20 protein-coding genes are annotated in these 26,325 nt (G+C 59.2%); 5 read left to right on the top strand and 15 right to left on the bottom strand.

Going from position 1 to position 26,325, the window contains the following annotated elements:
- Window positions 1-55 precede the first annotated feature (55 nt).
- Window positions 56-577 carry a hypothetical protein gene (locus ACRRSD_RS09385; protein ID WP_435037897.1) on the bottom strand — a complete coding sequence of 174 codons (522 nt, stop codon included), beginning with the start codon at window positions 575-577 and terminating at the stop codon, window positions 56-58.
- Window positions 578-695: 118 nt separating this feature from the next.
- Window positions 696-6,251 carry a dermonecrotic toxin domain-containing protein gene (locus ACRRSD_RS09380; protein ID WP_435037896.1) on the bottom strand — a complete coding sequence of 1,852 codons (5,556 nt, stop codon included), beginning with the start codon at window positions 6,249-6,251 and terminating at the stop codon, window positions 696-698.
- Between the two features lie 217 nt (window positions 6,252-6,468).
- Here ACRRSD_RS09380 and ACRRSD_RS09375 point away from each other — a divergent pair, with 217 nt between their 5' ends.
- Window positions 6,469-7,503, top strand: coding sequence for an alpha/beta fold hydrolase (locus ACRRSD_RS09375; protein WP_435037895.1), 1,035 nt, complete (start codon window positions 6,469-6,471; stop codon window positions 7,501-7,503).
- A gap of 175 nt (window positions 7,504-7,678) precedes the next feature.
- Entirely contained in the window at window positions 7,679-8,344 is a 666-nt protein-coding gene (locus ACRRSD_RS09370; protein ID WP_435037894.1) for a DsbA family oxidoreductase, read from the top strand.
- A gap of 710 nt (window positions 8,345-9,054) precedes the next feature.
- On the opposite strand, the gene ACRRSD_RS09365 is transcribed toward ACRRSD_RS09370, so the two are convergent.
- The 11 genes from ACRRSD_RS09365 to ACRRSD_RS09315 all read right to left on the bottom strand — a co-directional run bounded on the left by ACRRSD_RS09365 (window position 9,055) and on the right by ACRRSD_RS09315 (window position 21,696).
- Window positions 9,055-9,393, bottom strand: a complete 339-nt coding sequence (locus ACRRSD_RS09365; protein ID WP_435037893.1) for a GlpM family protein — start codon at window positions 9,391-9,393, stop codon at window positions 9,055-9,057.
- Window positions 9,394-9,404: 11 nt separating this feature from the next.
- Window positions 9,405-10,733: a sigma-54-dependent transcriptional regulator gene (locus ACRRSD_RS09360; RefSeq protein WP_038369087.1), complete on the bottom strand. Its 1,329-nt coding sequence runs from the start codon at window positions 10,731-10,733 to the stop codon at window positions 9,405-9,407.
- Complete coding sequence (locus ACRRSD_RS09355) at window positions 10,730-12,631, bottom strand: sensor histidine kinase (RefSeq protein WP_435037892.1); 1,902 nt, start codon at window positions 12,629-12,631, stop codon at window positions 10,730-10,732. The genes ACRRSD_RS09360 and ACRRSD_RS09355 overlap by 4 nt, the downstream gene beginning before the upstream one ends.
- A 177-nt stretch (window positions 12,632-12,808) precedes the next feature.
- On the bottom strand, window positions 12,809-13,543 hold the full coding sequence (locus ACRRSD_RS09350; protein WP_007916729.1) for an amino acid ABC transporter ATP-binding protein: 735 nt from the start codon (window positions 13,541-13,543) through the stop codon (window positions 12,809-12,811).
- Window positions 13,540-14,211 (bottom strand): amino acid ABC transporter permease, encoded by a 672-nt coding sequence (locus ACRRSD_RS09345; protein WP_103522149.1) that lies wholly within the window; start codon window positions 14,209-14,211, stop codon window positions 13,540-13,542. Before ACRRSD_RS09345 ends, ACRRSD_RS09350 begins: the two co-directional genes overlap by 4 nt.
- Window positions 14,211-14,957, bottom strand: a complete 747-nt coding sequence (locus tag ACRRSD_RS09340) for an amino acid ABC transporter permease (RefSeq protein WP_038369085.1) — start codon at window positions 14,955-14,957, stop codon at window positions 14,211-14,213. The genes ACRRSD_RS09345 and ACRRSD_RS09340 overlap by 1 nt, the downstream gene beginning before the upstream one ends.
- Window positions 14,958-15,150: 193 nt before the next feature.
- Window positions 15,151-16,077 carry a glutamate/aspartate ABC transporter substrate-binding protein gene (locus ACRRSD_RS09335; protein ID WP_122606850.1) on the bottom strand — a complete coding sequence of 309 codons (927 nt, stop codon included), beginning with the start codon at window positions 16,075-16,077 and terminating at the stop codon, window positions 15,151-15,153.
- A gap of 537 nt (window positions 16,078-16,614) precedes the next feature.
- Window positions 16,615-18,153 carry a glycerol-3-phosphate dehydrogenase gene (glpD, locus tag ACRRSD_RS09330; RefSeq protein WP_435037891.1) on the bottom strand — a complete coding sequence of 513 codons (1,539 nt, stop codon included), beginning with the start codon at window positions 18,151-18,153 and terminating at the stop codon, window positions 16,615-16,617.
- Window positions 18,154-18,413: 260 nt separating this feature from the next.
- Entirely contained in the window at window positions 18,414-19,169 is a 756-nt protein-coding gene (locus ACRRSD_RS09325) for a DeoR/GlpR family transcriptional regulator (protein ID WP_007916700.1), read from the bottom strand.
- A gap of 95 nt (window positions 19,170-19,264) precedes the next feature.
- Window positions 19,265-20,767, bottom strand: a complete 1,503-nt coding sequence (gene glpK / locus ACRRSD_RS09320; protein ID WP_007916698.1) for a glycerol kinase GlpK — start codon at window positions 20,765-20,767, stop codon at window positions 19,265-19,267.
- 77 nt (window positions 20,768-20,844) lie between these two features.
- Complete coding sequence (locus ACRRSD_RS09315) at window positions 20,845-21,696, bottom strand: MIP/aquaporin family protein (RefSeq protein WP_077574370.1); 852 nt, start codon at window positions 21,694-21,696, stop codon at window positions 20,845-20,847.
- 362 nt (window positions 21,697-22,058) lie between these two features.
- On the opposite strand from ACRRSD_RS09315, the gene ybaK reads away from it, so the two are divergent.
- Entirely contained in the window at window positions 22,059-22,529 is a 471-nt protein-coding gene (ybaK, locus tag ACRRSD_RS09310) for a Cys-tRNA(Pro) deacylase (RefSeq protein ID WP_435037890.1), read from the top strand.
- Between the two features lie 98 nt (window positions 22,530-22,627).
- Window positions 22,628-23,410 carry a PhzF family phenazine biosynthesis protein gene (locus ACRRSD_RS09305; protein WP_435037889.1) on the top strand — a complete coding sequence of 261 codons (783 nt, stop codon included), beginning with the start codon at window positions 22,628-22,630 and terminating at the stop codon, window positions 23,408-23,410.
- A gap of 118 nt (window positions 23,411-23,528) precedes the next feature.
- On the opposite strand, the gene ACRRSD_RS09300 is transcribed toward ACRRSD_RS09305, so the two are convergent.
- Window positions 23,529-24,638, bottom strand: a complete 1,110-nt coding sequence (locus ACRRSD_RS09300; protein ID WP_435037888.1) for an ABC transporter ATP-binding protein — start codon at window positions 24,636-24,638, stop codon at window positions 23,529-23,531.
- Window positions 24,635-25,555 carry an ornithine carbamoyltransferase gene (argF, locus tag ACRRSD_RS09295; protein ID WP_122844542.1) on the bottom strand — a complete coding sequence of 307 codons (921 nt, stop codon included), beginning with the start codon at window positions 25,553-25,555 and terminating at the stop codon, window positions 24,635-24,637. The genes ACRRSD_RS09300 and argF overlap by 4 nt, the downstream gene beginning before the upstream one ends.
- A 404-nt stretch (window positions 25,556-25,959) precedes the next feature.
- Between argF and ACRRSD_RS09290 the strand changes: the two genes are divergently transcribed.
- Window positions 25,960-26,250, top strand: coding sequence for a hypothetical protein (locus ACRRSD_RS09290; RefSeq protein WP_435037887.1), 291 nt, complete (start codon window positions 25,960-25,962; stop codon window positions 26,248-26,250).
- Window positions 26,251-26,325 lie beyond the last annotated feature (75 nt).

The following is a 26,325-nucleotide window of genomic DNA, read 5'->3' as shown; positions in this document are numbered from 1 at the left end:
TTTGCCCGCAGAGTGTCACCTACCCGCTGCGCAGTTTCTGAGTGGGGGCTGCCGATCACTGATTCCAGCGCGTTTTATGAATCTGCCCTGGCGGGTCGAGCGTATAGCTGACGTTATCGATGTAGAGCGACCCCTTGACCTTAAGAGGATCAGAGGGAAAGGACACTTGCACTTGGGCGCTCACTGCACCTGCCAACATGACGCCGGAGTATTTGAAAGACATTTGCGCAGGTTTCAGCCACCAGCTACCGACGTCGTACTGGATTGTTCTGCCGTCCTCTCCATAGCCCGAGATGATAAAAAACAGAATCGGGTGCGTGTCGATGTTCGGCGGATCCTGATGGTATTCGGCCTCAGGCGCGGATGCATCGATCTGCACGGTAAAGACCCCGGGTGGGGCGTCGAATCGATTCAACAGTACGACGCCGTTGTCTACACCAGGCAACACCTTCGCTTGATAGCCGAGGTTATGCTGAACGACGCTGGCCTTGCCTTGGAATGCATGAACCTCCCAAGGCGCAAACTTGCCAGTGCCGAAGTCGCCGTTTTGCAGAAAATTTTTATTCATGTCTGCCATCCCGTAATCCTATCGACGGTTCACCATGAGCTCCGTCGTCGAACCATTGGCTGCGTAAACGCGAGGTCGCGCTACTGTCAGATCTGACAGTAGCGACGAGCGGTTATGAAATAAGGATTCAACCCCCTTCGAAATGCCTCAGGACAATCGACTGTTGGGTAATTCTGGAATCAAGCAAGGTCGAGTCGTCAGCGTGCGTCAGCATGCGATGCTGTGGGAGTTTCAGGTGGGCTCTTTCGAATCTGTTAAAAGGCCGGGTAGCCGAGCGGTAATGGAAATGCACGTACCAGAGCAATTGTGCAGGCTCTAGTGTGATATTCCAGACCTCATATTCCTGCAGGTAGTTGGCTTGGCCCTGATGGTCAGACAGTTGCCGCATCGCAAGGGGCTTGCGGATTTCCACCGCATTCTGGCCGATGAGGTCATCCAGCATGCCGTCGGTAGGCTTTTGACTGGTCAATGAGCGTTCGGTGCGGATGGCACGACCTTCGATGGCCAGTTCGCTTGCCTGATCACGCAGTCGCTGGATGATCGGGTGCAGGGCAGACTTGGCAGCGATATCGTCGGCACGGGTGGTGAGCTCAACCGCCCGACCTTTCATCATGTGTTCCAGGTCGACGGGGAACATGCCGTTGTTGGCGTTTCTCTGAACCTTGGCGCGGTAATTCGCCACGTCATCCAGACGTTGCTGTGCCTCCGCGACCAGTGTGGCCAGACTCAACCCCGCGGGCGGGCGGGCGGCTGCGGGTTGCGGGTTGGTCAGCCGTAATTTGCCATCAGCGCCTTGTTCATAGATTTCCTCATAGCCTCCGGACCCGGTGCATTTATATCGACGAGTATTGGTCACGGTGTCCCATTGCTCCACGCCATGGCGTAATTGGTTGTCATCAGTGATGAATACGCGCTGCAGAGGTTTCCCTGCGATCTTGGGTTCGGGTGGCTTGTTGATAGCGGCACGCGCTCGATCAGCCAAGCGATCGATGCCTTCCAGCAAGGGCTCGACGACGTCCAGATGAAAGAATTGCGGATAGCTGGCGGTCCAGACGGCCATCTCGCGACGAAACTCGACGCAGGCGTCGATGCTTTCCTGAAGAATGCGGATACGTTCGGCGTTAGTGTTCTGAATGTTCGGCAGTTCGTACTGGCGGTACAGGCGCTCATCGATCTTACTGCGAAGGGGTTCCGCCACCGTGGCAAAGTAGCGCCACGATGCATCGTCGGGACTGCCGATTCTTTTGACGACTTCCAAACGTTGGGAGGTTTTCAGGTACAGCAAGACGGGTTCACTGTGGCGGGTGTTGGTGTTATCCACTTGCGCCGAGATTTTCGGCCGGTCTTTCGCCAGCATGCGTTCATACCAGTGATTGACCTGGTCTCTGAGTTCCCCCAATTGTTCGAGCTTGTTGACGATCTCGACGCGAAACCTGTGTATGTCTTCAATGTGTTGCAAACGTTCGACCACAGCGTCAGCTGGCAGCGCATTGTGTAGCTGCTTCAATCGTTTGACGGCTCGTGTCATCCCGATAATGTTATGCGACAGGTGAATGGCGCGGCGCCGATAACGATCAGTCAACAGCCAGGCGGTCTTGCTTTGCATTTCGGCGACAGCCCTGCGTTTTCTGCCCTGGGTCAGCGCAGTTAATTCGGTCAACACCTCATATCGCTGCCTGGCCACCCGGATATCGCCAACGCAAGCGGCTTCGACCGTTGGCCACATGGCCATGCGCTCAACTTCCGAAGCTTCGCCGTAGACATTGAGCACCTCGTCGCTTTTTCTCCCCCTGCTCTGCAATTGATCGGCCAGGTCGTCAGCGGCGGCGGTCAGTTGATGGTGACGACGGAAATTTCGATCCACCAGCCAGCGCGGCAAGCGTTGCCGAATCACTGGCGGCCAGTAAGGGTCGAGTGTATCGAGCATGCGCCCGCCCACATTGCCGCCACCCACCACGCCGCCTTCAAGGGCAGTGCCATAGACGCCAAACCAGGTGTCCCATTGCCCGCTTTCATCCAGAGCGATCGGCTGCTTGTAGGTTTTTCGCGAGTTGCCGGACAGGCGCCAGCTGCGCGAATCCCGGCTCAGCTCCACTTGGTAGACGCGGCCCTGACGTTCGATGAAGTCGCCGTCGGCATGCCGGTAGATCCCGCGATAGAGGCCGTGGCTGGCCGGTTCTGTGCCGCCCAGGGAAATTGGCTTTTCATATTCGTAATCCTTGAAGCGCGTCAGCACATGCCTGGCTTGACGTTGCGACTTGCCGTGCAGCGCCGCCACATTGCCGAGCACCGCGTGGAGCTGCCGAGCCTGTGTCAATGCGCGTGTCGTCCGTGAGAGGGTCGAGGCCACCGCTTCGCCCGGAAGCAGATCCATGAGGGCGTCGATCAACGACAGCAGCATGGACTCGATTTCCGCCAGACCATCAGCCACCTCGCCACGCAAGAACGCGACGACGGCCTGATTGGCAGCAGTCCACGCCTGATAGAGCGCCAGTACGCTGCCGACGAAGGGCACCATGCCCAAGGCCATTTTTATGTAGTTGAAAGCGCGCGGACCTTTCAGGGCGTAGCGCTCGAAGAACAGCTCATCGTTGGAGCGCGAAGTGCCGCGATGGGCTTCGATCAAGCGTCCCATGTGTGCGTCGAGCAGGTGCGCGGCGAATGAGGTACTGGCTGGCCAGCGCACGCCGACTTCGATGATGGCATCGAAGTTTTTTGCCACGGCCTGGCCGATACGGCTGACATGCGCCCTGACGTTACCTTGCAATGCCCTGTTCGCCAGATACTCGATCCACTTGTCACTCCCGCACAACGTGAACAGCCCTTTGCGCGCCGCTTCAAGCGTGGCGTAACGGCGGAAAAACTGCCCGTCGTGGCTGTCTGGCAGGTACAACAAGGTGACGCCGCTGATCTGTTCTTCGATCAGGCTGACGCCGGACAGGGTCACCGGGCCTTCGCCGGGGGTGTCCTTGCCGCCGACTTTCAGCGACACCGGCAGCAGGACAATGCGCTTGCCGTTGGCTTGCCACGCCTCTGCGGTGTCGGCATCGATAGCGATGTTCAGCAGTGCGGCTTCATCAGGGCTGAGGTGTTTTTGCAGGCGCGCATTTTCGCTTTGGATTTTCAGCATCAGACGCCAGGGCTCGATCAGGCTTTCCCGGCGGTGTTGTCTGACAAATTCCGACTCGCTGGCGGCGCCCCTGAAGGCGTCGTGGATTTTCTGTTCATAGGCTTTGGGCAGGTCAAGTTCCGGCAGGACTTTGCGCAGATAGGTCAGGTTGATGCCGTTGAGCAGGCGCGTGCGATCCCTTTTCAGCTTTGCGGTGACCTCCAGACGCAGGAAAATCAGACGCTGCGATAACGAGTCATTGAGCACCGAATGCACGTTGTCGATATTGAGCTGGGCGAGGTCCTCCAGGGACATTTTGCTGCGGGTTTTGCTCGGCACAATGACGGTGGTTTTCCGCGTGCCGCCAGGTCCCGCCTCGGGGATCTGTTCGGTCGTGGTCGAGTCGGGCAGTTCGACCTCGATGGAAAATTGTCCTTCAAGGGAAAAATCCTTGCGCAGTCGGGCGTGCAGGTGACGGCGGGTGAAGTCATCACGGGGTTCCAGCGCAAGAGTCATGAGGGCATGGCTTTCACGCATCGCCGCGATGTAAGCCTCGATGTTCTGTTTCAGCCCGTTACGTTCGTTGTCCTTGAGTTTGATCAGCCAGCCCGGCAGATGGCCAGCGAGGGTGCCGCTGCGCTCCTGCTCCAGCAGATGAGCGAAGGCCAGGCTGCGGGCGGCGTGCACCGGAACCTGAACACTGGCGAGGCAGCCTTGGCGCAGAATTTCCAAAGCGTCAGCCTGTTCGGGTTTATCGCGCAGAGGTGTGGCTTTCGCCTCGAAGTCGGCAATCAGCTCATTGAGGCAGTGATGCAACGGGTCTGTGGTAAGGGGGCTGAGTTGCAGGGTCAGGTCACTGTCGTGGCCCAGAATCCGCAACACCTCGCGTGCCAGCGTCCGCCTATCGGCAAAGCGTTGCAGGCCACCGCCGGTGCCCGGCCAGTAGAGTATCAGGCTGGAAATCGATGCCCTGTCCGAGAGGGCCGCTTGCCGTTCGATGACCAGCGCGCCTTTGAGTGATTCGCTCTGCGTCGTACTGATGCCATCCTTGGTCTCGGTCAGCATCAACGTCAGGCTGGCCACCGTGATGTCGGTGTCGCGGTCAGCCGCGATGGGAGTGGCCAATACGGCTTTGAGCAAATCGTGTTCGGCGCTGTCGAGTTGGCCCAGGGCCGCTTGCAGTCTGCCTTCGGCATACAAACCATCCTCGTGGGCCTGACGCAGGGCCGAGAACGCTGTGTTGAAAGCGTTCACGTCGAGGGCGTTGTCGCGGTAAAGCAGCAATGTGGCGGCGGTCTCGCCGGCTTGTTCGGCTGTTTCCAGGGCTTTGAGGGCTTCCTTGCACTCTCGGTATCCGGAGCCGTCACCGTCGTTGTCCTGCAAGCGTTCAAGCGCCTCGCGTTGACGTTGGAGCGCCGCTTGTCGTACCGCCAGTGGAATACCGGCCGACAGGCTGCCGAACAGCGGTTTCTCCTCCATCTCGCTATCGCTGACGGGCGTGAGCGGTTTGGGCGGGGCGGCCACGATGATCGCACTGCTGCGCTGATGATCGATCAGGTCGACATGCACCAGTGAACGCGCGCCGTGCGTTCTGATCCCGGGCTTGCCTTTGTTGGTATTGTTCAAGGCATCGAGCTGCGCATGGTGGCGGTCGGCGAACAGATCGCTTGCCCCGGTGGCCATCGGGTCAAGCGCTGCACTGTAATCGACGCGCAGGATGTCCTTGGGCAGTCCGGTGGGGATCTGTATCTGCTGGGCCAGCCAGGTTTGCATTGCTGCGCGAGTGTTGAAGGCCTGGATCGACGCTGAGTTGCAGGGTAGATATAGCAACGGCGCCGCCGTGGCCGGATCGCCGACGCTGACGACCCACGCACCGGGAAGTTTGACTTTGCTGTCGTTGCTCAGCACCAATGCCAGTTTTTCCGTGTGGATGGCTTGGCCCTCGACTGTCAGCGCGCCCGCACCTGAGTCGATGATTTGTTGCAGCGTTTTGAGTTGCGCGGCGGTGATGACCCGGTTGGCGAGGGCCGTGTGCGCGCTGGCTTCAAAGTGTGCCCGGTAAAGCTGTGTGGCGCGTGTACGCCGCGACACCGGGGTGCGCGGCGCGCGTGCCTCCCAGAACGCTGTCCAGCGAACCTCGTGGCTCTTGCGTGGGTCGAGCGTTTTGAGCTTTTCAAGGAGCTGCAGAGGTTTCAATGCGTACAACGGATGATTCGAGCTGATGCCGCTCAGATGGCAGCGCTGATCCAGATCGCTTTCCAGCGTTGGCTGTTGAACGACGAAGGCACAGGCATCGGTAAGGCTGACGGTGTGTTCCGGTTCGTCTTCGCTGGCAGCAAAGCGCAATCCGCTGGTTTCACCGTCCAGTTGCAGTTGTTGTCGCAGCAATTCATTGATGCTGTCGCGCAGGGCAGGGCTGGCGGCAAACAATTGGCGCAAACCCTCGTGGCTGACGCGCCAGCGGTGGCTGGCCTGCTGCAACAGGCTGTCATCAGTCGTTTTCGGCAGATGCTCGACGGTCTCGGGCAACGGTGAGGGGGCGGGGAGTTCATCCAGAACAAGGCGATCGGGCATGGGGGCATGACTCTCATAGCGGGGCGGGGAATCCGTCCCTGAGCGCGTCATTGAAGAGAATTCGCACAAGGCGATGGCGGTACATGGATATTTTTTGCAACCACCGCCCATGACCGCTCGGCACTCTTCATCAAACAGTCATCGAACTGTGGCAGCGCGCTTGTACAAACTTCATCAGACTCGCGCTCTACTGGGGTTCTGCGTTTCGGTGTTTTCCATGGCTAAGGGTTTTCTATCTGTCGCGGCTTTGTTGGCCGCGATTTTTTTCGGATCGTCGGCATGGGCGGCGGCGCACTGCGATGTGAATGTGCCGACTGAGCACGTCGATCTGCCGCAGGTGAGCCTGGCTTACCAGAGCATTGGCCGCGCATCGGATCCGGCGTTGTTGCTGGTCATGGGCCTGGGTGGACAGTTGATCCACTGGCCGGATGAAGTGGTGGTCGCGCTGTGTCAGCAGGGCTTTCGGGTGATTCGCTACGACAACCGCGATGTCGGCCTGTCGACCTGGCGTCAGACGCCGGCTGAAGCCAATCTGACCTTCGAAGTACTGCGCTACAAACTCGGTCTGCCGGTGGCGGCGCCTTACAGCCTGACCGACATGGCGGACGATGCGCTGGGGTTGATGGATGCGTTGCACGTCGAGCAATTCCACGTATTGGGCGCGAGCATGGGCGGGATGATTGCCCAGCACATGGCTGCGATGGCGCCACAGCGGGTCGAGAGCCTGACGTTGATCATGACCACTTCGGGCGCCGAAGGATTGCCGGCACCGAGTGCGGCGCTGGTGCAGTTGCTGTCGCGACGCGGTGCGCCGAATCGTCAGGTGGCACTGGAGCAACAGGCTGATTTGCTGGCGGCGCTCGGCAGCCCGGCGGTCACCGATGACCGGCAGGCCTTGCTGCATCAGGCGGCGCTGTCGTATGACCGTGCGTTCAACCCGGAAGGCGTGAAACGGCAGATCATGGCAATTCTAGCGGAGCCGAGTCGGGTGGCGCTGCTCAACCGATTGCGCGTGCCGACGCTGGTGGTGCATGGCACGGCGGATCCGTTGTTGCCGGTGATGCACGGCGTGCATCTGGCGGCGCATATTCGCGGTAGTCAGTTGAAGCTGATTCCGGGGTTGGCACATCGTTTTCAAGAGGCGTTCAAAGAACCGCTGCTGGCGGCGGTACTGCCATATTTGCAGGCGCATCGTGAAGACACCTCGCATTGGGCGCAGATTGAGCCGGTAGTGCGCGGGAATTTGCTGTAACCGAACTATTTGTGTTGTCTGCGCGGGCCTCTTCGCGAGCAGGCTCGCTCCCACAGGGGAACGCTTTCCAAGGGGGGAGCGAGCCTGCTCGCGAAGGGGCCGCTATGGTCACCAAAAATCTGGAGCAGGTGTATCGTGCAAACTTTCCCGCACGATTTCCCCTGCGAGGTGTTTGATGAATTCCGCTTTGAAAATCGACTTTGTCAGCGACGTCTCCTGCCCTTGGTGCGTCGTCGGTTTGTATGGCCTGTTACGGGCACTGGAAATTCTGCGCAACGAAGTGCAGGCCGAGATCCGTTTTCAGCCGTTCGAGCTCAATCCGAAAATGGTCGCCGCCGGGCAGAACATCGCCGAGCACATTCAAGAGAAATACGGCTCGACCCCGGAGCAGTCGCAGAAGAACCGCGAAGCGATCCGCGCCCGTGGCGCCGAGCTTGGTTTCACCTTTCGCACCGACGGCAACAGCCGCATCTACAACACCTTCGATGCGCATCGCTTGCTGCACTGGGCCGGGCTTGAAGGGGAGCAGTTGGCCTTGAAAGAGGCGCTGTTCAAGGCTTACTTCAGTGAGGGCGGCAATCCGTCGGATCACCGGCAACTGGTGCAGATTGCGGAAAGTGTCGGGCTGGATCGTCAGCGGGCCGAGGCCATTCTGGCGTCTGACGAATTTGTCGATGAGGTGCACGAAGAAGAGCAGTTGTGGCAGCAGCGTGGGGTGAGTTCGGTGCCGACTGTGGTGTTCAACGGGCAGTACGCGGTGACGGGTGGACAGCCGGTGGAGACGTTTGTCGGGGCGATTCGGCAGATCATGGCAGAGTCCAAGGGCGGTACCGTCAACTGAAGAGCAAAAGCCCCTCACCCTAACCCTCTCCCGGAGGGAGAGGGGACTGATCGGGGGATGCTGGAGTGATACGCCGACGTGAACGTGCTGTACCGAATCCATAATCGACTGGATCTTTCAGGTCGATGTCAGACGCAAGACACCTCGGTCGGCCCCCACTCCCAGAGGGAGAGGGGACTGATTGGGGGATGCTGGAGTGATACGCCGACGTGAACGTGCTGTACCGAATCCATAATCGACTGGATCTTTCAGGTCGATGTCAGACGCAAGACACCTCGGTCGGCCCCCACTCCCAGAGGGAGAGGGGACTGATTGGGGATGCTGGAGTGATACGCCGACGTGAACGTGCTGTACCGAATCCATAATCGACTGGATCTTTCAGGTCGATGTCAGACGCAAGACACCTCGGTCGGCCCCCACTCCCAGAGGGAGAGGGGACTGATTGGGGGATGCTGGAGTGATACGCCGACGTGAACGTGCTGTACCGAATCCATAATCGACTGGATCTTTCAGGTCGATGTCAGACGCAAGACACCTCGGTCGGCCCCCACTCCCGGAGGGAGAGGGGACTGATTGGGGGATGCTGGAGCGATACGCCGACGTGAACGTGTTGTACCGAATCCATAATCGACTGGGTCTTTCAGGTCGATGTCAGACGCAAGACACCTCGGTCGGCCCCCTCTCCCTCTGGGAGAGGGCTGGGGTGAGGGTCAGCTGTGCAGGCGAACCCACACAGTCACCAAAACAGTGGCGGCCATCAACCAAGCCACCGCCGCCACCGCCAGCGAAGTCTCCAGCCGCAGCCGATCCACCATCACATACAGCGTCGCCAGGTACACAAAGTACGGAATGATTGACCACATCCCGAAGACGATGGTGGTCTTCAAATCCTCAATCGAACGCCCCTTGCCGACGATGTAATGCGCAATCAGCGCAAACGTCGGAAACAGCGGCACCAGCCCGGCGATGTAATAGTTTCTGGTTTTCGACAGCGCCGCGATGATCAGCACCACCGCTGCGCCCAACAGGGCTTTGAAAAACAGATCCACATTGTTCTCGCTTAATGGCTCAACCCGTACTTCTTCACTTTGTCGAACAGCGTGGTCTTGGCCATGCCCAGTTCAAGACTGGCCTGAGTCAGGTTGCCGCCGCTGCGTTGCAGGGCATCACTGAGCAGGTTGCGTTCGAAGGCTTCCACCGCTTCGGCGAACGCCAGGCCTTGTCCGCCACTGCTGGCGCCAGTCTTTTTGAACGCCGGCAAACCGAGGGCAAACCGTTCGGCGACGTTGCGCAGTTCGCGCACGTTGCCCGGCCAGTCGTGACTCATCAGGTTCGACAGGGTCTGGTTGTCCAGCTCCGGCAGCGCGCGATCGAAGCGCAGGGCCGATTGCTGGGTGAAGTGTTCGAACAGTTGCAGGATGTCTTCGCGGCGCTCGCGCAAGGGCGGCAATTCCAGCGTTACCACGTTGAGGCGGTAGTACAAGTCGCTGCGAAATTCACCGGCCCGGCTTGCTTCGTCGAGGTCGGATTTGGTCGCCGCGATCACCCGGCAATCCACCGCCACGCTCTGGTTCGAGCCAAGGCGTTCGAGGGTGCGTTCCTGCAACACGCGCAGCAGTTTGATCTGCAACGGCAGGGGCATGCTTTCCACTTCATCGAGAAACAGCGTGCCGCCGTCAGCGTGTTCGATCTTGCCGATGCGTCGTTTGCCAGCGCCAGTGAAGGCGTTGGCCTCATGGCCGAAGATCTCGCTTTCGAAGAGGTTTTCCGGCAGACCGCCGCAGTTCAGCGCGACGAATTGCTTGCTGTGGCGGCGACTGAAGTCGTGCAGGCAACGGGCGACCAGTTCTTTACCGGTGCCGGTCTCGCCCTCGATCAACACGTTGGCCGAAGTGTCGGCGACGTTGGCGATCAATTCGCGCAGGTTTTGCATCGCTGGCGAGCGGCCGATGATCCGTCCCTCGAGGGAGTCGCGCTCGGCCAGTTGTCGGCGTAACGATGAGACCTCGCGGGCGAGGCTGCGTTGTTCCAGCGCCCGCCGCGCAACGTCAACCAGACGCTCCGGTGAAAACGGTTTCTCCATGAAGTCGTAAGCGCCTTTCTGCATCGCGCCAACGGCCATGGAAATGTCGCCGTGGCCGGTGATCAACACCACCGGCAGGCTGCGATCACGTTGCTTGAGGCGGGTCAGCAGTTCCAGGCCATCGATGCCCGGCAAGCGGATGTCGCTGATGACGATGCCGGCAAAGTTGTCGCCGACGCGCTCCAGTGCCTCCTCGGCACTGCCGACGCCGACGCAGGGAATGTCTTCGAGGGTCAGCGCCTGTTGGCAGCCGAGCAGCACATGGGGGTCGTCTTCGACGATCAGCACACTGAGTTCGTGGTTCATATTGGCTCGGCAGGGGTAGGGCTTACCAACGGTAAACTGAGGACGAAGGTGGTACCACCGCTGGCCGGGTGTTCAACACCCAGATGCCCGCCGGTGGCGGCCGCGAGGCTGGCGGAAAGCGTCAAGCCAAGACCCAGGCCTTGTTCGCCGGGTTTGGTGGTGAAAAACGGTTCGAACAGATGCTTGCGCGCTTCAGCGTCGATGCCGTGGCCGTTGTCGCGTACGCGCAGACGATATTTGCCGTTGAACTCTTCGCCCTCCAGCCACAGTTCTGGCCGTGGTTGCGCCTGCATGGCGTCGAGGGCATTGCCGATCAGGTTGACCAGAATCTGTTCGAGACGGGTCTGGTCGATCTGCACCTGTACGTCGATGAACTGACGATGCACGTCCAGCGCCGAGGTTTCCACGCGGGCACCGAGCACCTGCAACGCGGCATCGACGGCTTTGCCGAGGCTGGCCTGACCCTGATTGTCCCCGCGCCGGGCAAACGAGCGCAGGCTGGCGGTGATCCGGCCCATGCGGTCGATCAAATCGTTAATGGTCTTGAGGTTGGTGCTGGCGACGTCGAGCTGACCGCGTTCGAGAAAGCGCACGGTGTTGCCCGACAGCGTGCGCATCGCGGCCAGCGGCTGGTTCAGTTCGTGGGCAATGCTGGTCGACATCTGGCCGATGGCGGCGAGTTTGCCGGCCTGGACCAGTTCATCCTGAGCCCGGCGCAAGGTCTCTTCGGCCTGACGGCGTTCGCGGATTTGACTCTTCAGTCGCTCGTTGCTGGCGCGCAGGTCGGTGGTGCGTTCGGTAATCCGACGCTCCAGTTGATTGTTGGCCTCCTGCAAGGCTTCGCGGGCGGCAAGCCGAGTGGCGATGACCTTGCGCCGCTCGTTCCAGGCGATCAGCAGGAAGGCCACCAAGGCGAACGCGACGGCAACGAGAATGCCTTGGTTGATCGCTTCGCGGCGCAAGTCCTGTAGCGGCGTGAGCAGGGTGAAATTCCACGGCGTGTCGCTCAGCGGTCGGGTCTGCGCCAGATAGCTGATGTCGTCCTCGCCGGACGGCACTTCGCTGTTGGCCGGGAAGGTGAGTTTTTCCACGCCTTCGGACAGGGTTTCACGGGCCAACGGTTGCAATTCGTTGAGCGGGAACCAGTAGTACTGCAGGCTGCGGGCGAGTTTTTCCTTGGTGGCTTCGCTCAAGGGAATCACTGCTTTGAGGCGTCTGGCCGGATCGCTGGACAGAATGATGATGCCGTTTTCATCGCTGACGAAGGCTTCCAGACGCGCGCGTTGCCAGCGTTCTTCCATGGCTTCCAGGCGCACTTTGACCACGGCGACGCCGATGATCTTGCCATGCTCTTCGAGACCATGGGCGAGGTAATAGCCGGGCTCGCCGTTGGTGCTGCCGATGCCGTAGAAACGGCCGGGCTCGCCACGTACGGCTTTCTGGAAATAGGCGCGGAAGGACAGGTCTTCACCCAGATAACTGTCGACATCGCGCCAGTTGCTGGTGGCCATGACGCGGCCGGTGGTGTCCATGACGTAGATGGCCCGACTGCGGCTGCGCCGGTTCAGGCCTTCGAGGTAAGCGTTGACCGTTTGCCGGTACTCCGGGGTCGGGTCGGCCAGCAGCTGCGACACACTGGTTTCGAGTTCCAGCAGGCTGGGCAGGTAAGTGTATTTGCTGATCTCGCTTTCGACCGCGCGGGCGTGCAGTTCCAGTTGACGCTGACCGTTCTCGCCGAGGCTGCGAATGCCGAAATGCTCACTGGTCCAGAAGCCGATAAAACCCAATCCGATCATCAGGATGATGACCAGCGGCGGCAGGAACAAATGACGAATCAGACGAGGCTTCACGGCAAGTGATGGCGGCGCGGCGCGATAAAGATTGGGGTCGCATTTCATCACAGATGCCTTGGGTCAACCACCACACTTGTTGCGAGGGCAACGCCGGCCCTTGTGGGAGCGAGCCTGCTCGCGAAAGTGGACTGACATTCAACCTCCAGGCTGAATGTAATGGCCTCTTCGCGAGCAGGCTCGCTCCCACAGGGAAGGAGTAATGCCCCGGCAGGTGTGTTGCTTTTAGTGCTGCAGGATTTTCTCGAGGAAGTGCTGCGCACGCTCGGAGCGGGCGCTGATGTCGCCGAAGAATTCCTCTTTCGGGCAGTCTTCGATGATCTTGCCGGCGTCCATGAAGATCACGCGGTCAGCCACTTTCCGGGCGAAGCCCATTTCGTGGGTCACGCACATCATGGTCATGCCTTCGTGGGCCAGTTGCACCATCACGTCGAGCACTTCGTTGACCATTTCCGGGTCAAGCGCCGAAGTCGGTTCGTCGAACAGCATGACGATCGGGTCCATCGCCAGCGCACGGGCGATCGCCACACGCTGTTGCTGACCGCCGGAGAGTTGCCCGGGATGCTTGTGAGCATGTGCCGACAGACCGACGCGCTCGAGCAGTTGCAGACCTTTCTTGGTCGCCTCTTCCTTGCTGCGGCCCAACACCTTGATCTGCGCGATGGTCAGGTTTTCGGTGATGGTCAGGTGCGGGAACAGTTCGAAATGCTGGAACACCATGCCCACGCGCGAGCGCAGTTTCGGCAGGTTGGTCTTCGGGTCGGCAATCGAGGTGCCGTCGACGACGATGTCGCCTTTCTGGAACGGCTCCAGCGCGTTGACGCATTTGATCAAGGTCGATTTGCCGGAACCCGACGGGCCGCAGACCACGATCACTTCGCCTTTTTTGACCTCGGTGCTGCAATCAGTCAGCACCTGGAAGTCGCCATACCACTTGTTGATGTTCTTGATAGAGATCATACGGCAAACCTTTTTTGCAGACGCTTGACCAGCAGCGAGGCGGAAAAGCTGATGATGAAGTAGACGACACCGGCGAAGATCAGGAACTCGTTGGAACGACCGATGATGTCGCCGCTGGAGCGGGCGGAGTTAAGGAAGTCCACCAGACCCACGGTGTAAACCAGCGAGGTGTCCTGGAACAGGATGATCGACTGTTGCAGCAGCAACGGCGTCATCTTGCGGAACGCCTGGGGCAGGATGATCAGGCGCATGGTCTGGCCATAGGTCATGCCCATCGCCTGCGCGGCGGCCATCTGACCTTTGGGGATCGACTGTACGCCGGCCCGGACGATTTCGCAGAAGTACGCGGCTTCGAACATCATGAACGCCACGACGCAGGAGGTGAACGCACCGATCGGCGTGTCTTCGCCGGTAATCCAGCGCAGCACGAACGGCACCGCCAGATAGAACCAGGTGATCACCAGCAGCAGCGGGATCGAACGGAAGTAGTTCACATAAGCGCCGGCCACCCGCGACAGCAGTTTGCTCGACGACAGGCGCATCAGTGCGAGGATCGTCCCCAGCACGATGCCACCGACCACGCCCATGACCATCAACTGCAAGGTCATGACCATGCCGTTCCACAGGCCCGGGATCGCGGGGATGATGCCGCTGAAATCGAATTCCATTATTTACCCCCCACGGAGATCAGGCCGGGCACTGCGACTTTCTTCTCGACCATGCGCATCAGCAGCATCAGGCTCATGTTCAGGGTGAAGTAGATCAGCGTGGCCAGGGTGAACGCTTCAAACAGGTTGGCCGAGAACTCAGCGGTCTGTTTGGTTTGCGCCAGCAATTCCATCAGGCCGATCAGGGACGCCACGGAGGAGTTCTTGAAGACGTTGAGGAATTCCGAGGTAAGCGGCGGAATGATGATCCGGTAGGCCTGGGGCAGCAGCACGTTCCAGTAGATCTGCGGCAACTTGAAGCCCATGGCGCGGGCGGCGGATTCCTGACCGCGTGGCAACGCCTGGATGCCGGTACGTACTTGTTCGCAAACGCGGGCAGCGGTGAACAGGCCCAGACACACGACAACGCTCAGGTAAGCCGAGGTGGTCGGGTTGAGGTCCTGTTTGTACCAGTCCTGCAGGTTTTGCGGCAGCAGGTCGGGTACCAGGAAGTACCAGATGAACAGCTGAACCAGCAGCGGCACGTTACGGAACAGCTCGACGTAGCAGGTGGCGATGCCCGATACGATGCGGTTTGGCACCGTGCGCATGACCCCCAGAATGGAGCCCAGCAGCAAGGCGATGATCCATGCCACGATGGCAATGGCAATGGTCCAGCCCAAACCGGAGACGTACCAGTCGAGATAAGTCTCGCTGCCAACGCCGGTGGACTTGAAGAACACGCCCCAGTCCCAGTTGTAATTCATTAGGGTCTCCCCTCGAGATCGATCGATGTACAAGCACCCGCTTGGGGAAAATCCTTTCCCACCTGACGTTGAACGTCAGGCACACGCGATCGGCTCGAAAACCGCCAGGTCGAGTGTTCCACTGTATAGCCAGCAGGTAGTAACAGACGCCTGAGGGAGGGTGGCTCCCTCAGGAGATAAGGTTAGTCAGTAATCAGATTTTTACGTCAGGCGCCGGCTTGTCGCTCGGGTTGGCGATCAGATCTTTTACCTTGTCGCTCATCGGGAAGTTCAGGTTCAGGCCTTTTGGAGGAATCGGGCTCTCGAACCACTTGCTGTAGATCTTGTTGATCTCGCCCGACTTGTACAGGCCAACGATGGCGGCATCGACAGCCTTCTTGAAGGCCGGGTCGTCTTTGCGAACCATGCACGCGTAGGCTTCGAAGGACTGCGGCGTACCGGTGATGATCCAGTCAGCCGGCTTCTTCGCCTTGGCTTCTTCGCCGGCCAGCAGGGCGTCGTCCATCATGAAGGCAACGGCGCGGCCGCTTTCCAGCATGTTGAAGGATTCGCCGTGGTCTTTGGCGGAGATGATGTTCATGCCCATCTGCTTGTCGGCGTTCATCGCTTTGATGATGCGCTCGGACGTGGTGCCGGCGGTGGTCACGACGTTTTTGCCTTTCAGGTCGGCAAAGTCAGCGTAGGACGGCTTGCCATCCTTGTCTTTCTTGACCAGCAGACGGGTGCCGATTTCGAAGATATTGACGGTGAAGTCGACTTGCTGGGCGCGTTCGGCATTGTTGGTGGTGGAGCCGCACTCGATATCCGCGGTGCCGTTCTGGATCAGCGGGATACGGGTTTGCGAGGTCACCAGGTTGTACTTGACCTGCAGATCGGGCTTGTTCAGGTCTTTTTTCAGGGCTTCAACGATAGCCACCTGAATGTCGTGGGAGTAGCCCACTGGTTTGCCGGAAGCATCTGCAATGTAGGAAAACGGAATGGAGGAGTCACGGTGAGCGAGCGTGATGGTGCCCGAATCGTTGATTTTCTTCAGGGTGCCGGTGAGTTCGGCGGCGAAAACTGGCGTGCTGATCAGAGCGGCAGCAATGGCTGCGCCCAGGATATGGGGAACGATGCGCATCAAATTTTCCTCGACATTGTTTTTTTTATGGAGCCAGTTTGTCGGCCCTTTTGTGCTTCGAATGCCTGACGGCTCCTGAAGTGTTGGCACAACAAGCATTCGTCGAGAGAGTGTAGAGCATGAGTCGTGCCAGACCAGTCTGAAGTAGTTAAGTTGATGATTTATAACGTTATTAAAGTTTTATGATGGTTTGGTTGGGCGTAACTGATCCGGTTTACCGAATTGACCGTCAAGTCGCGTTCGGAAATCCGAACGGCGAAAAGCCCCTCACCCTAACCCTCTCCCAGAGGGAGAGGGGGCTGAACGCGGCGACTGGGCGAGATGCACCGACTTGAGATACCGAGCCGAACTCAGGATTTGAAGAGCCCCCCGATCGGCTCCCTTTCCCCCTCTACCCCTTGGGGGCGGTCCGACGTTTCGGGAGGGCTGGGGTGAGGGGGAAAGATCTAACTGACACAATCAGGTTCAACAGAACCCACAAAACAAAAAGCCCCTGAATCTCTCAATTCAGGGGCTTTCGTTTAAGCAATGTTCAGATCACGCCGCTTCGATCTTGCTACGGTTCTGTTCAACCTTGCCCAGATAAGCCGCCAGCTTCTCCTGCTCCGCGGGAGTGGTGAACAGGCCCAGCTTGCTACGACGCCACAGAATGTCATGCGCCGTGGTTGCCCACTCTTCGCTGCACAGATAATCGACTTCACGAGTGTAGAGCCCACCGCCAAGGTGTTCGCCCATGTCGGCGAGGGTTTCCACCCCTTCGAGCATGCGCCAGGTGCGGCTGCCGTAGGTGGTGGACCAGCGACGGGCAATCTCGGTCGGGACGAAGTCGAACTTGTCGCGGATCAACGCGCTCAACGCCTGCGGGGTGGTCATGTCTTCGCCGCCGGGCAGGGTAGCGGTGGCCGTCCAGCTCGGGCGCATCTGCGTGAAGAACGGCAGCAACTGCGCCATCGCCGACTCCGCGAGTTTACGGTAGGTGGTCAGCTTGCCGCCGAACACCGACAGCAGTGGCGCTTCTTCGGTGCTGCCGGACAAGGCGAGGGTGTAATCGCGGGTGACCGCCGACGGGTTATCGGATTCGTCGTTGCACAACGGACGTACGCCCGAGTAGCTGTGCTGGATGTCATCGCGGCTGATCTGCTTTTTGAAGTGGGCGTTGACCACTTTCAACAGGTAATCGGTTTCGCCATCGGTGATGGCCACTTTCGCCGGATCGCCGGTGTATTCACGGTCGGTGGTGCCGATCAGGGTGAAGTGGTTCAGGTAAGGAATAGTGAAAACGATGCGCTGATCTTCGTTTTGCAGGATGTGCGCGTGATCACCTTCGTACAGCTTCGGCACGATGATGTGGCTGCCCTGAATCAGGCGGATGCCGTACGGCGATTCCATCTTCAGATCGTCCCGGATGAACTTGGCAACCCACGGGCCAGCGGCGTTCACCAGCGCTTTGGCAGTGATCGAAAACAGGCTGCCATCGGCACGTTCCAGGTTCAGGTGCCACAGGCCCTTGGCGCGGCGGGCGCTGACGCAACGGGTCTGAGTGTGGACGTGGGCGCCTTTTTCCCGGGCGGCCATTGCGTTCAGAACCACGAGGCGGGCGTCGTCGACCCAGCAGTCGGAGTATTCGAAGCCTTTCTTGATTTCGCTTTTCAGCGCGCTGTCGGTGCCGAACTTCAGGCTTTTCGAACCTGGCAGTTTTTCGCGCTTGCCGAGGTTGTCATAGAGGAACAGGCCCGCACGAATCATCCACGCCGGACGCAGGTGCGGACGGTGCGGCAACACGAAGCGCATCGGTTTGACGATGTGTGGCGCTTTGGCCAGCAGTACTTCGCGTTCAGCCAGCGCCTCGCGCACCAGACGGAATTCGTAATGTTCGAGGTAGCGCAGGCCACCGTGGATCAGCTTGCTGCTGGCCGACGAGGTGTGGCTGGCCAGATCGTCCTTTTCGCAAAGGAACACCGAAAGCCCGCGACCGGCGGCATCCGCTGCGATCCCTACACCATTGATCCCGCCGCCGATAACGGCGATGTCGTAGATCTCGGAGATTGGGGGCGTACGCAAGGTAGAGGTGGACATCGGCTGGCCTCGGGTTCTTTTGATTTTCTATATTGGAAATCGAACATGAATGTTCATTTGCGAAAATGGTAGCCCATAAACACGCGCGCAGCCAGTCACGTTCGATTGAAAAAACTCATCGAAGAGCGGTTAAAAGAAAATTTTCGAACATTAAAAGCAAAAGATCGTCCGATCGCGGCCCGAGCCTTCGGCAGCTCCTACAGGTCAAGTGAACTCATGTAGGAGCTGCCGAAGGCTGCGATCTTTTGATCTTGCAGTCGTTAAACGACTTCGAGGCGAATCTTGTGCTGACTCAACAGCTGCGCCAACGCCGGCACTGGCTGCTGATCGGTCACCAGGCAATCAATCAGACTGATCGGCCCCAGGCGAATCATCGCGTTACGCCCGAACTTGCTCGAGTCCGCGGCCAGAATCACCTGCCGCGCATTGGCAATGATCGCCTGGGAAACCCGCACTTCCTGATAATCGAAATCCAGCAAACTGCCGTCTTCATCAATCCCGCTGATCCCGACCAGGGCGAAATCAACCTTGAACTGATTGATGAAATCCACGCTCGCCTGACCGACAACACCGCCGTCACGACGAACATTGCCACCGGTCAGCAGCACATCAAAATCATCCTTGGCACTGAGCATCGACGCCACGTGCAGGTTGTTGGTGATGATCTTCAGATGATTGTGATTGAGCAGGGCGCGAGCAATCGATTCGGTGGTGGTACCGATATTGATAAACAGCGAGGCGTGATCGGGAATCTGTGCGGCGATGGCTTCACCGATGCGTTGTTTTTCATCGCGCATCTGATCGGCGCGCATCGCATAGGCAGTGTTTTCGACGCTGGAATCGTAAGCGGCGCCGCCATGATAACGACGCAGCAGATTGGCTTCCGCGAGCTGATTGATGTCGCGGCGGATGGTTTGCGGGGTTACAACGAACAGCGTGGCCATTTCCTCGATGCTCACATAGCCGCGTTCGCGAACCAGCTCGAGGATTTGCTGCTGACGGGGAGGCAGATTCATGGGGCTTCCTTTGGGCTGCCGTGCAAAATTTGCCCATGATGCCGCAGGAATCCGCTCCCGACCAGTTAGATGCCTATCTGGATCTGAAGGTTGGCTTATTCAGCGTCTTCACGCGCCCAGTCACGGGTGCGGCTGACGGCTTTTTTCCAGCCTTTGTACAGCTTCTCTTTCTCCACTTCGTCCAGGCTCGGCTCGAACTCGCGCTCGATCACCGCTTTGCCACGCAGTTCTTCCAGGCTGCCCCAGAAACCGCACGCCAGACCGGCCAGATACGCTGCGCCGAGCGCCGTGGTTTCGCGCATTTGCGGGCGCTCGACCTGGGTGCCGAGGATGTCGGCCTGGAACTGCATGAGGAAGTTGTTCGCCACCGCGCCACCGTCCACGCGCAGGGCTTTGAGGCGTTCGCCGGAGTCCTGTTGCATGGCGTCGAGCACGTCGCGGGTCTGGTAAGCGATCGATTCCAGCGCGGCGCGGATGATGTGATCCACACGTACGCCGCGAGTCAGACCGAACAGCGCGCCGCGGGCATACGGGTCCCAGTACGGAGCGCCGAGACCGGTGAAGGCTGGCACCAGGTACACGCCGTTGCTGTCCTTCACTTTATTGGCGAAGTATTCGGTGTCGTGGGCATCGTTGATGATCTTCAGTTCATCGCGCAGCCACTGCACGGTGGAACCGCCGTTGAACACCGCACCTTCCAGTGCGTAAGCAACTTCGCCGCGCGGGCCGCAAGCGATGGTGGTGAGCATGCCGTGCTGGGATTTCACCGCTTTGTCGCCGGTGTTCATCAACAGGAAGCAGCCAGTGCCGTAGGTGTTTTTCGCCTGGCCTGGCTCCACGCACATCTGACCGAACAGCGCCGCTTGCTGGTCACCGGCGATACCGCCAATGGCGATGCCGCTCTTGGTGCGACCGTAGATTTCCGAAGAGGCCTTCACTTCCGGGAGCATCTCGCGCGGGATGTCGAGAATCTCGAGCATCTTCGAATCCCATTCCAGCGAATGGATATTGAAGAGCATGGTGCGCGAGGCGTTGGTGTAGTCGGTGACGTGTACCTTGCCGCCAGTGAATTTCCAGATCAGCCAGCTATCGACGGTGCCGAACAGCAGTTCGCCGTTGCGCGCACGCTCGCGGCTGCCTTCGACGTTGTCGAGGATCCACTTCAGTTTGGTACCGGAGAAGTACGGGTCGGTGACCAGGCCGGTGTTGTCGCGGATGTACTCTTCGTGGCCATCGCGCTTGAGCTGCTGGCAGATCTCGGTGCTGCGGCGGCACTGCCAGACGATGGCGTTGTATACCGGGCGGCCAGTGGTTTTGTCCCAGACCACGGTGGTTTCACGCTGGTTGGTGATGCCGATGGCGGCTACCTGATCGTGATGCAGACCGGCCTGGGCCAGCGCTTCAACCATCACTGCGCTCTGAGTGGCGAAGATTTCCATCGGATCGTGTTCGACCCAACCGGCCTGCGGGTAATGCTGAGCGAACTCGCGCTGCGCGGTGCAGACCACGTTCGCGTCGCGGTCGAAAATGATCGCGCGGGAGCTGGTCGTACCCTGATCAAGGGCAATGATGTAGTTCTTGTTCTGAATGTCGGTCATGTCGATTGCCTTGGACGAAATAAGGGAGAGTGGGCCGTGACGCAGGCTCTATAGGGCAGGAGCCTGCGCCGACTGTTTCAAGAAGTTCTTGGTTTGCCGTCAATGGCCGGTTCTGCATCCTTTGTAGCAGGTGTGGCGCCGGTCAGGTGACGGGCGATAAGCCCGCGATACCCGGCAGCGCCGAGGCAGGCACCGACAATCGGTGCAAAAATCGGAATCAGGAAGTACGGAATATCGCGGCCGCCAGTGAAAGAAATTTCACCCCAGCCGGTAAAGAAAGTCATCAGTTTCGGACCGAAGTCACGTGCCGGGTTCATCGCGAAACCGGTAAGCGGGCCCATCGAGCTGCCGATCACCGCGATCAGCAAGCCGATCAGTAGCGGTGCCAGCGGGCCTTTCGGCAGACCGTTGTTATCGTCGGTCAGGGACATGATCACGCCCATCAGAATCGCGGTGATGATCATCTCGACCAGGAATGCCTGAGCAGTGGACAGCACCGGATTGGGGAAGGTCGAGAACACTGACGCCAACTCAAGGCTGGCGGTCGAGCCGCGAACCATTTGGTGAGTTTGTTCGTAATCGAAGAAAAGATTGCTGTACAGCGTGTAAACCAACAGCGCGCCGCAGAAGGCGCCAGCGATCTGCGCAAGAATATAAAACGGCAGTTTGCGCTTTTCGAAGTCGGCGAAGATCGCCAGCGCGATGCTCACGGCCGGGTTCAGGTGCGCGCCGGAAACACCGGCGGTGAGGTAGATCGCCATGCTCACGCCGACGCCCCAGATGATGCTGATTTCCCACAGGCCGAAGCTGGCGCCCGCGACTTTGAGCGCGGCGACACAACCAGTGCCGAAAAAGATCAGTAGGGCAGTACCCAGAAACTCGGCCATGCATTGGCTCGAGAGCGTTGGTTGCTGTAAAGCAGTTGTCATTGAAAACCTCGGTTTTTGTTGTTGTCTGGCGCGATGCCGTCAGGGCAAGGCGCGATTTTCCCCGGTCAGGAATCCCCATTCCGATCCCGGTTTACTGCTGGGTGCTGCAGTGACGATAATTCTTACATTATTCAGATTCGAAAAAATATAGACAAGAAACAAACCTGTCAAAGGTCGAAAGTGAACCGTCGGTCACAATAAAACTATTCGTTGGGTGAATGATCCTGTGTCGTCCACGCGCGATGGTTATTGCAGAATGTCTGCAAGCCACGGGAATCGTGGCTTGGGATAGAGCCTTTTAGAGGCTGATCACCTAGAATCCGACGCAGTATTTTTCTGTCACTGCCGAGCCCGGAGTTGCCATGACCCCCGCGTTGGACTTGTTGAAAAAAGTTCGTGCCGAACATCGCGTGCACAGTTACGAACATGACCCCAAGGCCGCATCCTACGGGCTGGAGGCCGCAGAAAAGCTGGCGCTGGAACCAGCGCAGGTGTTTAAAACCTTGTTGGCGGCCAGCGAAAAAGGCGAGTTGCTGGTGGCAGTGGTGCCGGTCGTCGGAAGCCTCGACCTCAAAGGTCTGGCACATGCGGCAGGGGTGAAAAAAGTCGAGATGGCTGACCCTGCCACCGCACAACGCTCCACCGGTTATCTGTTGGGTGGCATCAGCCCGTTGGGGCAGAAGAAACGTCTGCGTACCTTCATCGATAACTCGGCTCAGGGTTTTGCGACTATCTATGTCAGCGCCGGTCGGCGCGGGCTGGAAGTTGAATTGGCACCTGCCGTGCTCGCTGAACACACCCAGGCCAAATTTGCCGACATTGGCCGCGCCTGACGTCCACCTGCACTGTATGAAGAAAATTCGCCGATTCTGTCACTGGCGGCGAGCGCATCGCGGCTGCATGCTCTGCCGACTGACTCAGGGAGAAGGTTATGCAGCTCGAGTTTCATCAGGTCGATGCGTTCAGTGATCGGCCGTTCAGTGGCAATCCGGCGATGATTTATCGGCTGGATGCGTGGCTCGCGGACGAGCTGATGCAGAAGATCGCCGGCGAACACAATCTGGCGGAAACCGCGTTTCTGGTGCGCGAAGGTCAGGCCTGGCATATCCGCTGGTTTACGCCGACCACTGAAGTACCGTTGTGCGGGCACGCCACGCTGGCCAGTGCATATGTGCTGTTCGAGATCTATAAGGAAACCGCCGAGCGTATCGACTTCACTTGTAAGTCCGGGGCGCTGAGCGTCACTCGTGAAGGTGATCGGTTGTGGCTGGACTTCCCTTCGATTGTGCCGTCAGAGATTGGTGTGACGCTGGATATCGAACGAGCACTCGGCGTTGAAGCCGTTGATGTTCTCGGCTCCAACGAACTGTTTGTGGTGCTGGAGTCAGAGCAGGCAGTGCTTGATTGCAAGCCGGATATGGTCGCTCTCGCCAAACTGCCGTGGCTGGGCGCGATCGTCACGGCGCGGGGCAATCAGCACGACTTCGTCTCGCGTTATTTCGCGCCGGCGATTGGCATCAATGAGGATCCGGTGACCGGCTCGACGCACTGCAGCTTGATTCCGTACTGGTCAAAACGTCTGGGCAAATCGAGCCTGACCGCGTGTCAGCGTTCAGCGCGGGGCGGGGAGTTGTTCTGTCGGCTAGAGGGCGAGCGAGTAAAAATCGGCGGCAATGCGACGCTGGTTGCGAGCGGTACATTGTTGTTGGGCTAGCCCAAAAACACTGTGGGAGCGAGCCTGCTCGCGAATACGGCCGGTCAGTCAAATCATCTGTGACTGATACATTGCATTCGCGAGCAGGCTCGCCCCCACAGTTTTGATCCAGAGCGGATCAGAGGGCGGTGCTGTAACGGCGCACGCCGCTTTCCACTGCCGGGATCTGTGCGGCGGTGCTGCCGGAGGCCTGGAAAAGTACCAAGTGTTCGGCTACTACACGAATTCCCACTTCCGCCCCAACCTGATGATCAGCATGACTAGGGAAAATCGATTCCAGCTGCGCCCCCGTCGGCAATTGCAGGCGATACAGCGTCGAAGCGCCAAGGAACGTCTTACCGACAATCCGTGCCTTCAACGCACTGTCCGGCGCATAAACGATGTCATCCGGGCGCAGCAGTACATCCACTGCCCCGCCAATTGGCCAGGTATAAGCCCGATTGCCGCGCAGCTCACCCAGTTCAGTCTGCACCGATTCCGGGCTGTCCAACTGGCCGCGAATGAAGTAACCCTGACCGATGAAGCTGGCCACGTACGGCGTTGCCGGTTCGTGATAGAGGTTGTACGGCGTGTCCCACTGCTCCAGTCGACCTTCCTTGAACACGCCAACGTGGTCGCTGACGGCGAAGGCTTCTTCCTGATCGTGGGTCACCAGAACCGCACTGGTGCCTCGGGTCTTGAGGATGTCGCGCACTTCATGACTGAGTTTGCGCCGCAGTTCGCCATCGAGGTTGGAGAACGGCTCGTCTAGCAGCAGCAGTTGCGGCTCTGGCGCCAGGGCACGGGCGAGGGCGACGCGTTGCTGCTGGCCGCCGGACAATTCGTGCGGGAAGCGCTTGCCGAGGTTCTTCAGGTTGACCAGTTCGAGCAGCTCTTCGGTGACGCGCTCTTTGTTTGGATGCTTGCGAATGCCGAAGGCGATGTTGTCGGCGACGCTCAGGTGCGGGAACAGCGCGTAGTCCTGGAATACCATGCCGATCCGGCGTTTCTCCGGAGCGAGGGTGAAACCCGCGCTGGAGATGGTTTCGCCACCGAGGGTGATCTCGCCTTCGTGCACCGGTTCGAACCCGGCGATGGCGCGCAGGGTGGTGGTCTTGCCGCAGCCGGACGAGCCGAGCAGGCAGCCGATGTCACCGGCGTTGAGGTGCAGATTGAGGTTCTGCACCACACGTTGATCTTGATAGCCGCAAGCGAGGTTGCGCAGGTTCAGCAGTAATTCATGGCTCATGCGTGGTGATATGCCGGTTCGACGAGGAACTCGAGCAGGGCCTTCTGTGCGTGGAGACGGTTTTCTGCCTGATCCCAGGCGACGGAGCGCGGGTCATCAAGCAGGTCGAGGCTGATTTCTTCGCCACGGTGCGCAGGCAAGCAGTGCATGAACAGCACGTCCTCGGCAGCGAGGTCGAGCAGGGCACGGTTGACCTGGAACGGCGCGAACAGTTTGAGGCGCTTGGCAGTTTCCTCTTCCTGACCCATCGAAGTCCAGACATCGGTGCTCACCAGATGCGCGCCGCGCACGGCGTCCTGCGGATCACGGACGATGGTCACGCGATCGCCGGCCTTGGCCACGAATTCAGGATTGGGCTCGTAGCCTGCCGGGCAGGCGATGCGCAACTGGAAGTCGAACTGGATCGCCGCTTCTATATAGCTGTTGCACATGTTGTTGCCATCGCCGATCCAGGCCACGGTTTTGCCCTGGATCGAGCCACGGTGTTCAAGGAACGTCTGCATGTCGGCCAGCAACTGGCACGGGTGCAGGTCATCGGACAGGCCGTTGATCACTGGCACGCGCGAGTTCGCGGCGAATTCGGTCAGGGTGCTGTGGGCAAAGGTACGGATCATCACCGCATCGAGCATGCTCGACATGACGATGGCGCAGTCGCCGATCGGTTCGCCACGGCCCAGTTGGGTGTCGCGCGGCGAAAGGAAGATCGCCTGGCCGCCGAGCTGGATCATGCCGGCCTCGAAGGAGATCCGCGTGCGGGTCGAGGACTTCTCGAAGATCATGCCCAGCACGCGGTTTTTCAGAGGCTCGAACAGTACGCCGCGGTTACGCAGGTCCTTGAGCTCAACGCCTCGACGGATCACGCTGACCAGCTCTTCGGGCGTGCAATCCATCAGGGAGAGAAAGTGCCTTGCGCTCATCATTGACTACCTTTTTGCTACAAACCGCAGATGCTCAAAGCCTTGTTTAACGGAACAACGGGCGAGACCTGCGGCGTAAGCCGCACGGGGCGACGAAATAGGGGAAGGCGCGATATTGACACTAAATGTCGCGTTTTTCCAATAGGCTACGGTTTTTGCGGAAATCGAAGGGCGCACTGGATGTTGCAGTCGCGCATTTGAGGCCGGGTTCAGGACAGCAGCAAGTCCCTTTGTACACTGGCCTCGCGGGGCTTGGCAATGCGCTGTGGCGGGGATCGTGTCGCTTGCGTCGGTTTACCACCGTGGCGCCATGCCACCACTTGGTCGGATGCTCAGGCTGAAACATTTGCTAAAGCAAAGTGCTGGGTTATAAATAAGTTTCGAGCGACGCAGGAAGCCTCCGCATGGAATCGAAAGAAAAACTGTTAATGGAATTGCTGGGCCATACGGCTCGTTCTCTGACCCATCTCACCGCGTCGGTGACCTCAATGTCCTTCGAACTGCTGCGCAGCGAAGATGAGGTCGTGAAGACCGCCGGCCGGCACATGATCGACCGTATGGCGACCATCAGCGCCGGTCTCGACGAACACTGGCGCTTGATCGGCGAACTCACCGGCGTGCACGTCGCCCACGAGCAGATCGAAACCATTCAGGAAATTCAGATGGCCGCGCCGCCGCAGCTTCCATCCAGTTGACCGCGTTGCTCTATCGGCGCACCTGATAGGCATCGATTCACAAGACGAACGTCGCTGGCGCCTGACCTGCGCCGG

Origin of the sequence: Pseudomonas neuropathica, assembly GCF_051174785.1 — a bacterium.
In the GTDB taxonomy this organism is placed as follows: domain Bacteria; phylum Pseudomonadota; class Gammaproteobacteria; order Pseudomonadales; family Pseudomonadaceae; genus Aquipseudomonas; species Aquipseudomonas neuropathica_A.
The sequence above is the reverse complement of the archived record's forward strand: the minus strand, read 5'-3'. Positions and strand labels throughout refer to the sequence as shown.

Coding starts and splice junctions, on each gene's coding strand:
- ACRRSD_RS09375 (WP_435037895.1), top strand. CDS start 6,469: ATGGCTAAGGGTTTTCTATCTGTCGCGGCTTTGTTGGCCGCGATTTTT.
- ACRRSD_RS09345 (WP_103522149.1), bottom strand. CDS start 14,211: ATGGAATTCGATTTCAGCGGCATCATCCCCGCGATCCCGGGCCTGTGG.
- ybaK (WP_435037890.1), top strand. CDS start 22,059: ATGACCCCCGCGTTGGACTTGTTGAAAAAAGTTCGTGCCGAACATCGC.
- ACRRSD_RS09300 (WP_435037888.1), bottom strand. CDS start 24,638: ATGAGCCATGAATTACTGCTGAACCTGCGCAACCTCGCTTGCGGCTAT.
- ACRRSD_RS09340 (WP_038369085.1), bottom strand. CDS start 14,957: ATGAATTACAACTGGGACTGGGGCGTGTTCTTCAAGTCCACCGGCGTT.
- ACRRSD_RS09355 (WP_435037892.1), bottom strand. CDS start 12,631: ATGAAATGCGACCCCAATCTTTATCGCGCCGCGCCGCCATCACTTGCC.
- ACRRSD_RS09335 (WP_122606850.1), bottom strand. CDS start 16,077: ATGCGCATCGTTCCCCATATCCTGGGCGCAGCCATTGCTGCCGCTCTG.
- ACRRSD_RS09385 (WP_435037897.1), bottom strand. CDS start 577: ATGGCAGACATGAATAAAAATTTTCTGCAAAACGGCGACTTCGGCACT.
- ACRRSD_RS09290 (WP_435037887.1), top strand. CDS start 25,960: ATGGAATCGAAAGAAAAACTGTTAATGGAATTGCTGGGCCATACGGCT.
- ACRRSD_RS09360 (WP_038369087.1), bottom strand. CDS start 10,733: ATGAACCACGAACTCAGTGTGCTGATCGTCGAAGACGACCCCCATGTG.
- glpK (WP_007916698.1), bottom strand. CDS start 20,767: ATGACCGACATTCAGAACAAGAACTACATCATTGCCCTTGATCAGGGT.
- ACRRSD_RS09325 (WP_007916700.1), bottom strand. CDS start 19,169: ATGAATCTGCCTCCCCGTCAGCAGCAAATCCTCGAGCTGGTTCGCGAA.
- ACRRSD_RS09370 (WP_435037894.1), top strand. CDS start 7,679: ATGAATTCCGCTTTGAAAATCGACTTTGTCAGCGACGTCTCCTGCCCT.
- argF (WP_122844542.1), bottom strand. CDS start 25,555: ATGAGCGCAAGGCACTTTCTCTCCCTGATGGATTGCACGCCCGAAGAG.
- ACRRSD_RS09315 (WP_077574370.1), bottom strand. CDS start 21,696: ATGACAACTGCTTTACAGCAACCAACGCTCTCGAGCCAATGCATGGCC.
- glpD (WP_435037891.1), bottom strand. CDS start 18,153: ATGTCCACCTCTACCTTGCGTACGCCCCCAATCTCCGAGATCTACGAC.
- ACRRSD_RS09350 (WP_007916729.1), bottom strand. CDS start 13,543: ATGATCTCTATCAAGAACATCAACAAGTGGTATGGCGACTTCCAGGTG.
- ACRRSD_RS09305 (WP_435037889.1), top strand. CDS start 22,628: ATGCAGCTCGAGTTTCATCAGGTCGATGCGTTCAGTGATCGGCCGTTC.
- ACRRSD_RS09380 (WP_435037896.1), bottom strand. CDS start 6,251: ATGCCCGATCGCCTTGTTCTGGATGAACTCCCCGCCCCCTCACCGTTG.